Below are 13,922 nucleotides of genomic sequence, written 5' to 3'. Positions count from 1 at the left end.
TCTTAATTATAAAACCTGTAGCTTGCAATTAAGCACCTACTCCGTTTAGGAAGAAGATGATAGTAATGATCGCGAAAAGTCCGCAAATAACCGTAGCTACGATCTTAGAGATACATTCCCAACGGTTCATCCAGATCGTATTATTCCAACCAATTGTTTGGATAGCGCTCCAGAACCCGTGAGTCAAGTGGAACCACAAAGCCACGTACCAGATCAAATAAAGAACAGTGATCACGGCATTACCTTGGAAGTAATAGTTGATAAAAGCGGCTCCGTCTTGTGGAGATACCATAGCTGACCCCAATGCAACTTCGTGATGACCGATCAATTCGGCGAACATCATCTTATACCAGAACTGGCTGAAGTGCAACAGCATGAACAGGATAACAATCAAACCCAAAACGAACATGTTCTGAGATGCCCATTCCACGCCTTTCGGACGAGCGTTGATAGCGTAACGGTCGTTACCACGTGCCTTACGGTTTTGCAAGGTAAGAATGATAGCGTACACGAAGTGGATCACAACGCCTGCGGCCAATACGAGAGTAGCTGCCACAGCGTACCAATTAGAGCCCAACAGCGAACAAACCATGTTATAAGCCTCTCCGGAGAAAACGGCCGCCACGTTCATCGACAGGTGGAACAATAAGAACAGAACAAGAAAGAGGCCTGATATACTCATTATCAGCTTCTTCCCGATAGAAGAATTAAGTAACCACATAAGATAATAATTTAAGTTATTTAATTGTATTTAGAAATTTCTACTTAAACTATGTAATTATCACGCAAAGGTATGCTAAATCCATATATTGCGCAAACGATTAAAGAAATATTTCTGCATTAATGGGAGAGGTCAGGGCATGTGTCCCGACACATGGAATAATGCGGAAGGAAAAGGCTTTCCTTATGAATAATTTATATACATTTGCCTATATGCGTAAGGATTTGAATGGGTCACGGCATTTTTCCATAGGGATCAAGTTTACGATCTTATTATTTACGATCGTGATCTTGGTTCTTGTGCTTTTTTCATATAGGAGCGACAAGCATGGCAACCTGTTCTGGCAGGTAGAGAAATTGATTCCGCATCATCCGGACAGTGCTTTGGTGTTATTAGAGAAAGTGAGGGATATCAATGGATTATCGCTTCGAGAGAAAGCCCGTTATTGTCTGTTATGGACCGAATCACGGGATGAGGCGGGATTGAGGCATACATCGGATTCCATAATCTCTATCGCTACGGATTATTATAGGACGACACGAGGCTGTTACTGGCCTCCCAAAGCTTGGTTTTACCGGGGGAAAGTCTATGAGGATATGGATCAACCGTCCCTAGCTTTGGAATGCTATTTACGTGCGTTGGAATATGAGGGAGAGAATTGGGATTATGAATTCTGGGGAAGGTTATATAACCAAATGGGGATGCTGTACGCCGAGCAGGAATTATATGGCAAGGCTATGTCTTTTTTGAGAAAAGCGAGTGCTCAATATCAGTTATTGAACGATGCGGCCGGACAAGACCGGATACTGACCGAGGTCAAGAAATACGAGATGTTACGGGATTCTATCGGATCACTATCAGCGAGAGAATCGATTTATCAGATCACTTCCCGCTATGATGTAAGGCCGATCCGTGAGGACTTGTCTAAGAAAGAGTTGATGCTATTACAAAGGGGACAGGAGCGTTATCTGTACGCATTTATTATCGGCATAATCCTATTTATTTGCTTCCTCCTTTATCGGCGATGGAGAAATACGCAGGAAAACGCTCTTCGAAGGGAAGAAGCCTTGCGACGTTCGATTGCTAGCCAGCAACAACGTATGCGAGAAGAAAAAGAAGAGAATGAACGGCAAATCACCCTTTTGGAAAAAAGAATTACGAAAATAAAGGAAGAAAAGGATCAAGAGTTGATGTTGGTTTCCTTACAATTGGAAAAACAACGGCTGGAAATTTGTAACGAGTCGATTCTTAATAAGGAGAGTAAGCATTTATTATCTGTCGCGATCTTGCGGAAATCGGAGGTCTATGAGAAGTTTCACGATCGGGATGCCGGCAAGATTATCTCTGAGGATTGGGAGCTTTTGGAGGTTTTGTTGAATAAGGCTTATGATGACTTTACCTTACGGCTGAAAAAGCTATATCCTGTTATTTCCGATACGGAGTTGAAGGCCTGTATGCTCACGAAAATCGGTGTTCCCGCCAACCAGATCACACGGGTATTGAAATATAATAGTTCGGTACTTCGTCCTCGTCTATTCCGGAAGATTTTTAAGAAAGAAGGTTCTACGGAGGCATTTGTGGAGTTTATATCAAACTTTTGATTATTATATATTTATAGCGGTCTTGGCAGGTTTGTTCTCATTTTTGTTCTCATTTATTATGTGATTTGTGAGATATACGGGATATTTTTGGAGGCAAAAAAGCATGGTTATGAAAAGTGTAAAGTTAGCCTCTATCTTGTTTTATTTAAATAGTGTTTTTGTCGTTTCTTGTTTCGTGTCATGCGGTTCTTCGCCAACGGAAGCGTCCTCTCTTTTAACCGCGGATATAAGAGGGGGGATGGATAAACCGGGGCTATTGGAATTAGGCGATGAGATCAAGGGGGTTACTTTTGTCCCTTTAGAGGTGACCACGGATGATGCCTCGTTGATAGACGGAGTTTATGATTATGCCGTGACAGATCGATATATCTATGTGCTTCCCGTAAAAGAGCCCCGTATCGTCCTGTTCGATCGGCAAGGGCGTTTTATCCGGACGTTGGTAAAAGAAGGGCAGGGGCCGGGTGAATTTAGCGGTATTCTGCCATGTATCCAAGTGGACGAACGTAATGATCGCCTTTTTTTATTTAGTAATAATCGAGTTTGGGAATATACGTTAGAAGGTGAATTTATCGGACAATCCACCCATGAGTATTCGGTAATCTATATGCGTCATATCGGAAAGGATCGTTTCGCCGCCATATCATTCCCTTTTCAGCCTTTCAACGGAGGGGGATTCGGATTGGGCCTATTTTCGAGGAAAGGGGATACGATAGCGATCAAGAATGATTTTTATTCCTTTTTATTACCCCATGAGAAGAGCGGGTTCACGACAAGTATCGCCTCCGCTTATTCTGATGCGCAAAACTCCGTGTTGTTTAAGACCGGTAGTAATGATACGGTCTTCTGTATCTCGGCGGATCGAATAAGTGCGGCTTGTGTCCTTGATCTGAAAAACTCGGATGCGGAAGTGATTCGTTCGTTGGATGTTACGGACATGAGTAATTTGCGAATTGAAAAAAAAGACCCCAAGGATATCTTTGTGCAAGATATGATTGAGTTTCCGGCACATTATTATTTCCGTTTATTGTATAACCAAGGCTATTATATCGCCTCTGTGGATAAAAAGACGGGAAAGACACTCGTGGAAAAATGCGAGATGCCGGGGTCTATCTATGAACTGGCGGACGCGAACCTTCAACATGGCATGCAGGGTACGAGAAGTTATCGGAATTTCCCGGTCTGGGGGAGGGTCATAAAAGATGAGTTGGTACAAGTAGTGACCCCGTATGAGCTAAACTTATATAAGTCGCTTCACTCGATCACGATTCCGCAGGAGTTGGACTTAAAAGGAGAGGAGGGCAATCCGGTTTTTGTGTTCTATTCGCTTATTTGACTTCGATATGTATCGCTCGGTTGTACTTCTTGTAATAATCTAGCGATAGAAGCTATGTTCTTTTATCTTTTCTATGTCTTTGATGGCTATTAGTGTTATTTAACGTATTGTTTATATTTATATTACGAGTGTTTCGTATGTTTGCGAAACCGACGTAATATCCGGATATGCTTAGAGGTTGGTAAGTATGTGTAATAACGGTATAAATAACATTAAAACTGATTGAAAATGAAAAAGGCGATTATGAACACAATGATCATCCTGTTCGCTTTGGCGATGTGCGTAGGATGCGGACAGTCTTCGGAACAAAAAGAAGAAAGTGTTCCGACAGATGTAACAAAGGCAGAAAAACAAGAGCAAGTACAGGTGGAAGCGGAGGACGAAGATACGCTGGAAAATGGAGAGCAGGTATTTAGGGTAGTAGAGGTGATGCCGAAGTTTCCCGGCGGTGATGCGGAGCTTTTGAAATTTATAGCCAAGAATGTAAAGTATCCACAAGAAAGCCAAAACAAAGGAGAGCAAGGCCGTGTGATTTGTTCGTTTGTGGTAACGAAGGATGGAACACTTACGAATTACAAGGTCATTAGAGGAATCTCCCCGGCATTAGACCAAGAGGCGGTTCGAGTTTTGCAAATGATGCCTCGTTGGACACCGGGCACGCAAAGAGGCGAGCCGGTAGCCGTGAAATATACGGTGCCGATCACATTTAAGTTGCAATAATTCACGATTGCAGGTCTTGTGATTCTTATTTAATGTTAATTAACGTGCCTTCCGCATGCCGTTTACGACTATTTCGTAGCTTTGTGGATATACATTAATAAAAGGATAAGATTTATGGAGAAGCTAACGATGCAGGAAGAAGAGGCGATGCGCTGGATTTGGCGGATCGGTCCTTGTTTTGTGAAAGATGTGCTGGCCAAATACGAGGACCCGAAACCTCCTTATACGACGCTCGCTTCCGTGATCAAGAATCTGGAGCGAAAGAAGTACGTGAAGGCGAAACGTTATGGAAATACGTATGAATACCGTCCTTTGATAGAGGAAACGGAATATAAACGTACGTTCCTTGGCGGCGTGGTAACGAATTATTTCGCTAACTCGTATAAAGAAATGGTTTCTTTCTTTGCGAAAGATCAGAAAATCTCTACGGATGATCTAAAGGATATCATCGATTTGATTGAGAAAGGAAAAGAATAACCTAAATCCCACATACCATGACACCGGAATTTGCCTACTTATTGAAGGTAAATGTAGCCTTTGTACTCTTTTACGCCTTCTACCGGTTGTTCTTCTATAAGGACACGTTCTTCAAGCTACGTCGTGCGATATTGCTGGCGTTCTTTGGCTTGGCTCTGTTTTATCCTTTGCTGAACATCCAAGATTGGGTAAGGCAACAAGAGCCTATAGCAGATGTGATTTATATGTATTCCGCTATGTTGCCTGAGGCGACGGCGAAAGCGGATGCCGCGGCGTCCGTGGATTGGTATGGATGGTTGCTGGGATCTTTGGGGTTTATTTATTGGGGGATCGTAGCGTTCTTATGCGGACGTTTTCTCGTGCAATTAAGCAGTATCTTATGGTTGGCTCATACCAGTGAGCGTGTTGTTATTCATGAAACTCCGGTTTATGCGTTGCGGAAGGCCGCCGGGCCATTCTCCTTTTTCCGTATGGTCTTCTTGCATCCGGAGAGTCATTCGGATAAGGAAACGGATGAGATATTGACACATGAATGTACGCACGTATCCCAATGGCACTCGATTGACGTGATCTTGAGCGAGATGATGTGTATGGCTTGCTGGTTTAATCCTTTTGTATGGTTATTGAAGCGTGAGGTTAGGCATAATCTGGAGTATCTGGCGGATAACACGGTGATCCAGTCTGGTTACGATAGTAAGAGCTATCAATACCATTTATTGGGATTGGCTCATCATCAGTCCGTTACTACTTTGTATAATAGTTTCAATGTGCTGCATCTGAAGAACCGGATTATGATGATGAACAAGAAGCGGAGCCCGGGTATCGTACGTACGAAATATCTGATATTTATTCCATTGGTAGGGATCTTGATGCTGTTAAGTAATATCGAGGCGGTAGCCCGTTTGACTGTCCGTCTGGCGAATGAGGCTACGGTCTCGAACGCTATGGTGACGGCTACGGGCATTCTGGTTGATGAGACCGGGCAGCCTTTGATCGGGGCATCAGTTGTGGTGAAGGGCGGTAAAGAGAGGACTATCACGGATAAGAAAGGGGCTTTCTCTTTGGAGGTCCCTGCGAATGCGATTTTGCGATGCAGCTATCAAGGAAGGGAGTCTCAAGAGGTCTTGGCTGCTGATATGACAAATAATACCCATTTGTCCTTATCTTCCAAATCCCGTGAGATGAACGAGCAAGTATTTACCGTGGTAGAGAAGATGCCTAGTTTTCCGGGTGGGGATGCGGAGTTGTTGAAATACATAGCCACGAATATAAAGTATCCGAAAGAGAGTCAGGATAACGGGGAGCAAGGGCGTGTAATCTGCTCGTTTATCGTTGGGCGTGATGGTTCCGTCAATAATCCGGAGGTGCTTCGGGGAGTGACTCCTTTATTGAATGAGGAGGCCGTAAGGGTAATAAACACTATGCCTCGTTGGAATCCGGGAATGCAACGTGGAAAGGCGGTCGCCGTGAAATATACGGTCCCGATTACGTTCCGTTTGAAAAGTCCGGTAGAAGAAGCGAAGGAAGAGACTTTGACGGTAGTGGACGTGATGCCGCAATATCCCGGAGGGGATCGTGAATTATTGAAGTTTATCGCTCAAAGCATAAAGTATCCGACAGATGCGCAGGAAGCGGGAGTGCAAGGTCGTGTGATCTGTTCGTTTGTGGTAGATAAGAAAGGAAATATCGTGGAACCTAAAATCATACGGGGGATAGATCCCTCCTTGGATGCGGAAGCTTTGCGAGTCATCGGAATGATGCCCCGGTGGACTCCCGGTCGTCAGGACGGAAAGGCGGTCCGCGTCTTATATACGGTGCCTATTACTTTCCGGTTACAGTGAAATAAGAATAGAGGCTGTGTTGGTCGCTTAATCAGTAATCTTAAAAACATACAGATATGAATGAGAAATGTAATTTAGTTACAGTTCTGTTACTTTGTTGCCTTATTTTTCCCGGGAATGCTCAAGAGTTTAATTGGCAAGACTTGGTGAACCGTAAGCAATATGCGGCTGTGATCGCTCATGCTGATAGCCTTACATTAGCCGATTCTTCGAATTATGAGATTATGAACGCTATCGGGCAGGCTTATGAGGGTATGCTTCGGTATCAGAAGGCTTATGACTATTACCGTCTTTGCTTTTCTATGGATACGACGAACTTGGATATCTTAAACATCTTGGCTCGGACGGCGACGAACTTAGGCCGTGCGGAGGATGCCGAGCGATATTTTCATCAGGTCTTATCCGCCGATAGCTCGAACTTCTACGCTAATTATCAGTTGGCACGTCTGTATTTCCAATTGGGGGAGTATGAGAAAGCAGTTGATGCCTATGAGAAATTGCAAGCTCAGAATGAGGATAATACTGTCTTATACCGTGCGATTGGCGATTGCTATACTCGAATGGAACAATATCCTTCCGCTACGACCGCTTATTTTCAGGCGTATAACTTGAATCGTGAGAATGCGGGGTTGGCGGTTGCGTTAGTGAATTCATTGTATCGGATGGGGGCTAGTAGCCCGGATTATATATCGGAAGGAATAGCGATTTGCGATACCGCCTTGTTTTATAATCCCGGGAATCGTCAATTATTGCGTAGTAAAGGATTGGGGCTATATACCGTGAAACAATTTGTTCAGGCGGATTCTGTCTATTCCAGTTTGTTGGCTGATGGTGATTCTACTTACCTTACCTTGAAATATGGGGGAGCCTCGAAGTATTATGCCGGTCTGTATATGCCCTCGGTAGATATTCTGGATATGGCTTATGAGCAGGATACGACCTCGGTCGAGGTATGCCTCTTATTGGGTTCCGCCTTGGGTAAGACATATGACCGGAAGCGGGCTTACGACTTATTTGACCGGGCGGAAAAGGGATTGGAGCCCAATCGTTTCTTGGTAAATCAATTATTGGCCTTCCGTGCGGAGACTTACCAAAAAGACGGGAGATATAAGGAAGCGTCCCGTCTCTACTATGAGGCATGGAAGAAGAATCCGGAACGACTGGATTTCCTGGCGGCGATCTCGCATATGTATAGTGAGATTGACGTGTCTAAATTCCAGAGTGAGGAGGATCGCCAGCGAGGGCTTTTTATCTTGGTACTTTATATGAATGAGAGCTTAAAGAAAAAAGCGGACGAGAGGACGATGGTGTTTAGCCGGGCGCTTCTGCAATCCTTCTATGAAGATATGTTTTTCCGTAATGTGGCGGAGGAGACTATGATAGACCCGGATGGGAAAAAGAGCAAGATTTCTATCGTGGATTTGCGTAACCTGATCAATCAACTGCCGGAGACATCCGATGAGGTAAAAGAGATGATACGAATGATGGATCGGGAGAAAATGCTAAAGAGCAAGAAATGACATCGAACGAAAGACTTTAAACATCATAAAAAATGAGAAAATTAACTACGAACGCAGTGGCTATGCTACTCGCTTTAGTCGGATGTATGGGATGTGGCAATCGGTCCGCTTCCTCTGTCGATAACCTTATAAGGGTTGATGTCATGGCCGATTATCCGGAAAAGGAATTGATACTTCAAGATCTTATGGACGTGGAATACATTGCGTTGGAAACCACGGATGATTTTATAACTAAAGGTGCCGTGAAAGCGATCGGAAAGGATATCATGCTGGTGACGAATCGGGGCAGTGATGGGGATATTCTTGTTTTCGATAAAAACGGAAAGGGACTTAGGAAGATAAACCGTTTAGGGCAAAGCGGTGAGGAATACACGCAGCTTACAGGGCTTGTCTTGGATGAGGATAACGATGAGATATTCGTCAAGGATAATCCGGCGAGAAAAATAGGTGTCTATGACTTATTGGGAAACTATAAAAGGAGTTTTAAGTTCACGGATACCAGTTATTATAATTATATATTTAATTATGATCGTGATCATTTGATTTGCTATAAGAGTTATCCATCGGAAAAAGGCAAGCGGGAGTGCCATTTGATTATTTCCAAACAAGATGGCCGTATCACCCATGAGATCCAGATTCCCTCTAAGGGTATTGAGACTCCGGTTGTGACAGAAGGGGAGTTTGTCATTACGCCGGAATTTTATCTTACGTTCCCGGATCGGGATAAATGGATACTTGTCAATACATCGTCTGATACCATATTCCATTACTTGCCGGATGGTAATCTGAGTCCTTTTATCGTAAGAAGCCCTTCCATATCCTCCATGGATACGAAAGTCTTTCTTTTTCCAACCGTTATCACCGATCGCTACTGTTTTATGAGAACCATGAGAAAAGAGGTTGACTTTACGACGTTTAAAGGTTTCCTTGGTGAAGATCTGGTGTATGATAAACAAGAAAATGCCTTATTCAGCTATATTCTATACAATGATGATTTCATCAATAAGGAAGAAGTCTCTCTAACATCAGAGCCAAGAAACCCCGAAATAGCTATCTGCCAAACTCTAGATGCCCCGGACTTAGTTGAGGCTTACGAGAAAGGCCAGCTAAAAGGAAAGTTGAAGGAGATCGCCGCAAACTTGGATGAAGAGTCGAATCCTGTGGTCATGCTGCTGAAAAAGAAAAAGTAATATATTGCTCCGGCTGCTACCTTGCTGGAAAAAAGTAAGTTGATGGCTATATTATTTTTTGATAAACACGTACATACTTGATTCATAATACGTAAATCGATTTTAGCGAGAAATGCCTATTAATTTTAGGGAGGCCGTATCAAATACTATCGATTGCCCACTTATGTTCCGGAAATAAAATGTTCCTCTCTTGTTGAAATAGTTCTCCGATAACCTATACATTCCATAGCGAATAAGTATTTATTCTTAAATCAGCGCCGTGAACTGTATAAACCACGCCGTGGAATGTGCAGACCACGCCTTGGTTTATACAGTTCACGGCATGGTTTATAGAATAGATGAGATAGCGATAAACTTTATATATAGGTAAACATACGTTTTATTCTAGATGAATCCGTTTGCGTTTTCGAGTAAACCAGCTACATTTGCCGGAAAGAATATCTAGATGAGGAAGTTCCTTTTATTGTGGTTGGTTGGGTTGATGTTGGTGCCTTCTGTGATGGCTGAGCGGAAAAAGGTTGGCTTGGTGCTGGGAGGCGGTGGGGCGAAAGGTGTCGCTCATATCGGGGTGTTGAAGGTATTGGAGGAGGCCGGCATCCCGATTGATTATATTGCCGGCACTAGTATGGGAGCTATCGTGGGGGGCTTATATTCCGTTGGATATAATGCTGCGGAAATCGATAGCATGGTGAGATTGCAGGACTGGAGTATGTTATTGAGCGACCGGGTGAAACGTAGTAGCCTTACTTTTCCGGAGAAAGAGAATTCCGAGCGTTATGTATTCTCACTCCCTTTTGGGCGGAGTAAAAAAGAGATAGCGATCCAAGGGATGATAAAAGGGCAAAATCTCCAGAACCTGTTCTCGAATCTAACGATCGGCTATCATGATTCCGTGGACTTCAATCAATTGAATATACCTTTCGCTTGTGTGGCGTTGAATGTGGTGGACGGCCAAGAATATGTTTTCCATCATGGAAGTCTTCCGTTGGCTATGCGTGCCAGTATGGCGATTCCTGCCGTGTTTGCGCCGGTACGTTTGGATAGCATGGTGTTGGTAGATGGTGGGATCAAGAATAACTATCCGGCGGATGTCGCACGGGATATGGGGGCGGATATCATTATTGGCGTAGATCTAGGTACTAGCGACTTGAAACAGTTGGAGCGGATAAATACCCCTTGGGATATCGTAGGGCAGATCGTCGCCTTGCATGGTTATGAGAAATACGGACCGAATAAGGAACAGACCGATCTGTTGTTCCGCCCGAATACAGACCCTTATAATTCCGCTAGTTTTGGGGAGACGGCCTTGGATACCTTGATTGACCGGGGTGAGCAAGTCGCCCGCAAGCAATGGGATGAGATTCTTGCCTTAAAGAAGAAGATTGGTTTATCCGATAGTTCGGATATGCACCGAAAGAGATTAGTACATTCCTATCCGGTAGCCCCTACCGATACGTTTCATATCCGGCGTGTCTTGTTTGAAGGTATAGATCCTCGTGATGAGAAATGGTTGACGCAAATCAGCGGCTTGAAAGAGAATAGCTTGCTTACCGTGAAGAAATTGCAGGAAGCCATGTCTATCGTGATCGGTACAAACCTTTACTCGAATGTAAGCTATAAATTAGTCGGCGAGAGGCAGGAGGATTTGGTGCTTACGGTACAGGAAAAATCAAATAGCGCGATTAATGTGGGCCTGAATTTCAATAGCGAGGATATCGTCGCCCTATTGCTGAATGTGACTTTTGACAATCGGGCCCGTTACCATTCGAAGTTCTCCGTAACCGGGAGGATCGGGAAACGTATGTATGGGCGGGTGGACTATGCGATAGAGCGTAATCCATTGCGTAATATTAACCTGTCTTACATGTTCACGTACCATGACCTCGACGTGTATAACAGGGGAAATAAGATCGTAAATACGACGTATCGCCATCATTTCGTGGAACTCGGGTATTCGGATATGAACTGGCTGAATTTCAAGTTGAAGCTAGGAGCCCGTTATGAGTATTTCGATTATAACTCATTCCTTTATACGGCGGAAAACCAAAAGTATCAAGTAAAACCGGAAGGCTTTATCAGCTATTTCGCTCAAGCCCATCTGGAGACGTTGGATCGTCGTTACTTCCCGAGTAAAGGCGTTTCTCTGCAAGCGGATTATTCCATTTATACGGATAACTTCGTGACCTATAAAGGACATACATTCTTCTCCGCCTTGAAGCTCAGCTTCCTGTCGGTATTGCCGCTGACTTCCCATTTGAGCCTGTTGCCTTCCATCGATGGGCGTGTGTTGATCGGGAAAGATCCGGCTTATCCCTTTTTGAATGTGGTGGGAGGCGATATGCCGGAACGGTATCTTCCCCAGCAACTCCCTTTCGCCGGGATCAACCATATGGAGATATTCGATAATTCCGTGGCGATTGTCCGCTTAAACTTGCGTCAGCGTATCGGGCAACGGCATTATATCTCTTTGATCGCTAATTATGCGATCCATGAGAATAATTTCTTCGATCTCTTCAAGGGAGAAAGCGTTTGGGGAGGTAGCATCGGTTATGCTTATAACAGTATAGTCGGTCCGATGAATACGAACTTCGGATTGTCGAACCGGAATAATAACCTGCAATTTTATCTGAATCTGGGTTACAGTTTCTAATATTTCTTACATTTGTAAGGATTAAAAATAGAAAGTTATGAATGAACAGATCATAGAGTTCTTGACAGAGTTGAGGAGCCATAACAATCGGGAATGGTTCCAAGACAATAAAAGTCGTTACGATGCGCTACGTAAGGTTTTTATTGATGAGGTACAGGATTTAATCGGTCGTATCTCCTTATTCGATCCCGAGGTAGCCGGGTTGGAGGCGAAAGATTGTTTGTTCCGGATATACAGGGATATCCGTTTCTCTCCAGATAAGACTCCTTATAAATGTCATTTCGCCGCTTACATCTCCCAAGGTGGTCGTGCCAGCGAACGGGGTGGTTATTATATCCATCTGGAGCCGGGAGGTTGCTTGCTTTCCGGTGGTGTATGGTGCCCGCCACCTGCGCTATTAAAGAAACTTCGTCAGGATATATACGATCATATCGAGGAATTTACGGCTATTATCGAGGAACCTACATTTAAGAAAACATTCCCGGTGTTAGAGGGGGAGATGCTGAAACGCATGCCTGCCGGCTATCCAATGGATTCCCCTTATGGTTATATCATGAAGCATAAGGATTTCAGCGTGGTGTCTTATAAGCCGGATAATTTCTTTTACGCTAAGAATTGGATGGATAAGGCGGTGGATGACTTTAAATTGTTATTACCATTCAATCGTTTCTTAAACTATACGGTAGATGAATATCTAGGGAGAGTTTAAATCTCCCTAGCCTAAGGAAGTAAGGCTGTTAGTTTCTCCAGCTGCGTCTTTAACTCTTCTTGGGTTGCCTTATCGGTTTCTGTCCGGTAGGCCGCCTGTAAGTTGGGTAAGAATGGTAAGTAATGGGTATCCGCTATATACCGGGCTGCCCGGATACGGACGGCGGGTGAAGCGTCATAAAGCAATCCTTGTACCCATCGTTTGGCGTCCCATGAATGGTGTGCTTCCAGCCAATCCAAGGCGGCAACTTTTTGCTCGCTTTCTCCGCTTAAAAGGATTTGAAAGGCTTTTTCTTCCTGCTTTAAATCATCGGTAGCCATTAATGATTCATGATTGAACAGGTCTGGACGTACGGCGGAGGATTGATAAGGGATAAAAGGCTTATTCAAGGTCCAACGTACCATCCGGGGGATCATCCACATCATGCCGGGAGTACCTTCGGGGTGGGCGATGGAACTAAAAACACGCCCTTTCCCGTAGTTATTGGCTACGAAGAATGGCTTACCGTTTGTCATATTAGCCGGGGCGTTTCCTTCCTCATGCACATCGCTTTCCATGATGGCAAGCGTGTTGCTTTGGATCGTATCAGCCGGATTGTTTATAAATACCGGTCCCTCATAGTAAATGACGAAACTCGTATCGCGGTCGGCTAATTCGGGGAATATCTTCTTACCCTCCTCGCATAAGGTGAATTTCGCTAATCCATGCCCTCGGTTGTCATGCTCGATGTCGATCGCTTGCTGTCCATTTAGCTGTATGCAGGTGTAATCGGGAGTATTCGAGAATAGATAGGCTCCGGCACAGATCCCGACAGCCCCTTTACCTTTAGCGATGAAGTCCTTGATACGTTGTTGATTTAAGGTCCCTAGGTTTAAGTACTGACTTTTGCCACTTCCTCCCGGGATAATAATAGCGTCGATCGAATCGAGCACATTATTAGCTATATCTGCTGTAGTAATGGTACGTACCTCCATTTCCGGGTCCAGCCGGATAGCGGCGACAGTTTCCCAAATACAGGTCTGTGCTCCTCCATGCCCATCGAATACACCCACCTTTATCGGTTGAGTATTAATCTCTTTTTTCGTGCTCTTGTTTTCCGGCACTGAGCACTGAACGCATAAAGCCAGATAGGCAAGATATAAGATGGCGGTCGTTTTCAT

General features: G+C 44.2%; 11 protein-coding genes. 9 read left to right on the top strand and 2 right to left on the bottom strand.

All coding sequences use genetic code 11. From position 1 onward, the window contains the following. Positions 1 to 28: 28 nt before the first annotated feature. Positions 29 to 721, bottom strand: coding sequence for a succinate dehydrogenase cytochrome b subunit (locus tag NBH07_RS11315; protein WP_005859976.1), 693 nt, complete (start codon positions 719 to 721; stop codon positions 29 to 31). Positions 722 to 906: 185 nt separating this feature from the next. Between NBH07_RS11315 and NBH07_RS11310 the strand changes: the two genes are divergently transcribed. The 9 genes from NBH07_RS11310 to NBH07_RS11270 all read left to right on the top strand — a co-directional run bounded on the left by NBH07_RS11310 (position 907) and on the right by NBH07_RS11270 (position 12,762). Further along, positions 907 to 2,322, top strand: a complete 1,416-nt coding sequence (locus NBH07_RS11310) for a tetratricopeptide repeat protein (RefSeq protein ID WP_008779061.1) — start codon at positions 907 to 909, stop codon at positions 2,320 to 2,322. A gap of 109 nt (positions 2,323 to 2,431) precedes the next feature. Further along, a complete protein-coding gene (locus NBH07_RS11305; protein ID WP_009275241.1) occupies positions 2,432 to 3,655 on the top strand; it encodes a DUF4934 domain-containing protein in 1,224 nt (407 codons plus the stop codon). A gap of 228 nt (positions 3,656 to 3,883) precedes the next feature. After that, positions 3,884 to 4,375, top strand: coding sequence for an energy transducer TonB (locus NBH07_RS11300; protein ID WP_005859969.1), 492 nt, complete (start codon positions 3,884 to 3,886; stop codon positions 4,373 to 4,375). A 114-nt stretch (positions 4,376 to 4,489) separates the two neighbouring features. Then, positions 4,490 to 4,852 carry a BlaI/MecI/CopY family transcriptional regulator gene (locus NBH07_RS11295; RefSeq protein ID WP_005859967.1) on the top strand — a complete coding sequence of 121 codons (363 nt, stop codon included), beginning with the start codon at positions 4,490 to 4,492 and terminating at the stop codon, positions 4,850 to 4,852. A 17-nt stretch (positions 4,853 to 4,869) separates the two neighbouring features. Further along, positions 4,870 to 6,693, top strand: coding sequence for a M56 family metallopeptidase (locus tag NBH07_RS11290; protein WP_005859965.1), 1,824 nt, complete (start codon positions 4,870 to 4,872; stop codon positions 6,691 to 6,693). Between the two features lie 56 nt (positions 6,694 to 6,749). Beyond that, positions 6,750 to 8,213 (top strand): tetratricopeptide repeat protein, encoded by a 1,464-nt coding sequence (locus NBH07_RS11285; protein ID WP_009016607.1) that lies wholly within the window; start codon positions 6,750 to 6,752, stop codon positions 8,211 to 8,213. 32 nt (positions 8,214 to 8,245) lie between these two features. Continuing rightward, positions 8,246 to 9,403, top strand: coding sequence for a DUF4934 domain-containing protein (locus NBH07_RS11280; protein ID WP_008779065.1), 1,158 nt, complete (start codon positions 8,246 to 8,248; stop codon positions 9,401 to 9,403). Positions 9,404 to 9,848: 445 nt separating this feature from the next. Beyond that, positions 9,849 to 12,053, top strand: a complete 2,205-nt coding sequence (locus tag NBH07_RS11275) for a patatin-like phospholipase family protein (RefSeq protein WP_008779066.1) — start codon at positions 9,849 to 9,851, stop codon at positions 12,051 to 12,053. 37 nt (positions 12,054 to 12,090) lie between these two features. Further along, complete coding sequence (locus tag NBH07_RS11270; protein ID WP_009016605.1) at positions 12,091 to 12,762, top strand: DUF2461 domain-containing protein; 672 nt, start codon at positions 12,091 to 12,093, stop codon at positions 12,760 to 12,762. Between the two features lie 11 nt (positions 12,763 to 12,773). Here the strand turns inward: NBH07_RS11270 and NBH07_RS11265 are convergent, their stop codons facing one another. Continuing rightward, the gene (locus tag NBH07_RS11265; protein ID WP_009016604.1) at positions 12,774 to 13,922 is read right to left on the bottom strand and encodes a BPL-N domain-containing protein; all 1,149 of its coding nucleotides are present in this window, start codon (positions 13,920 to 13,922) and stop codon (positions 12,774 to 12,776) included.

Source organism: Parabacteroides sp. B2-S-102 (genome assembly GCF_023656665.1).
Lineage (GTDB): Bacteria > Bacteroidota > Bacteroidia > Bacteroidales > Tannerellaceae > Parabacteroides > Parabacteroides distasonis.
This window is presented reverse-complemented; position numbering and strand designations above follow the sequence as displayed.

Bases quoted from the DNA above. Each gene is read 5' to 3' on its own strand.
- NBH07_RS11290 (WP_005859965.1), top strand. From the start codon at position 4,870: ATGACACCGGAATTTGCCTACTTATTGAAGGTAAATGTAGCCTTTGTA.
- NBH07_RS11310 (WP_008779061.1), top strand. From the start codon at position 907: ATGAATAATTTATATACATTTGCCTATATGCGTAAGGATTTGAATGGG.
- NBH07_RS11300 (WP_005859969.1), top strand. From the start codon at position 3,884: ATGAAAAAGGCGATTATGAACACAATGATCATCCTGTTCGCTTTGGCG.
- NBH07_RS11275 (WP_008779066.1), top strand. From the start codon at position 9,849: ATGAGGAAGTTCCTTTTATTGTGGTTGGTTGGGTTGATGTTGGTGCCT.
- NBH07_RS11265 (WP_009016604.1), bottom strand. From the start codon at position 13,922: ATGAAAACGACCGCCATCTTATATCTTGCCTATCTGGCTTTATGCGTT.
- NBH07_RS11305 (WP_009275241.1), top strand. From the start codon at position 2,432: ATGAAAAGTGTAAAGTTAGCCTCTATCTTGTTTTATTTAAATAGTGTT.
- NBH07_RS11280 (WP_008779065.1), top strand. From the start codon at position 8,246: ATGAGAAAATTAACTACGAACGCAGTGGCTATGCTACTCGCTTTAGTC.
- NBH07_RS11315 (WP_005859976.1), bottom strand. From the start codon at position 721: ATGTGGTTACTTAATTCTTCTATCGGGAAGAAGCTGATAATGAGTATA.
- NBH07_RS11285 (WP_009016607.1), top strand. From the start codon at position 6,750: ATGAATGAGAAATGTAATTTAGTTACAGTTCTGTTACTTTGTTGCCTT.
- NBH07_RS11295 (WP_005859967.1), top strand. From the start codon at position 4,490: ATGGAGAAGCTAACGATGCAGGAAGAAGAGGCGATGCGCTGGATTTGG.
- NBH07_RS11270 (WP_009016605.1), top strand. From the start codon at position 12,091: ATGAATGAACAGATCATAGAGTTCTTGACAGAGTTGAGGAGCCATAAC.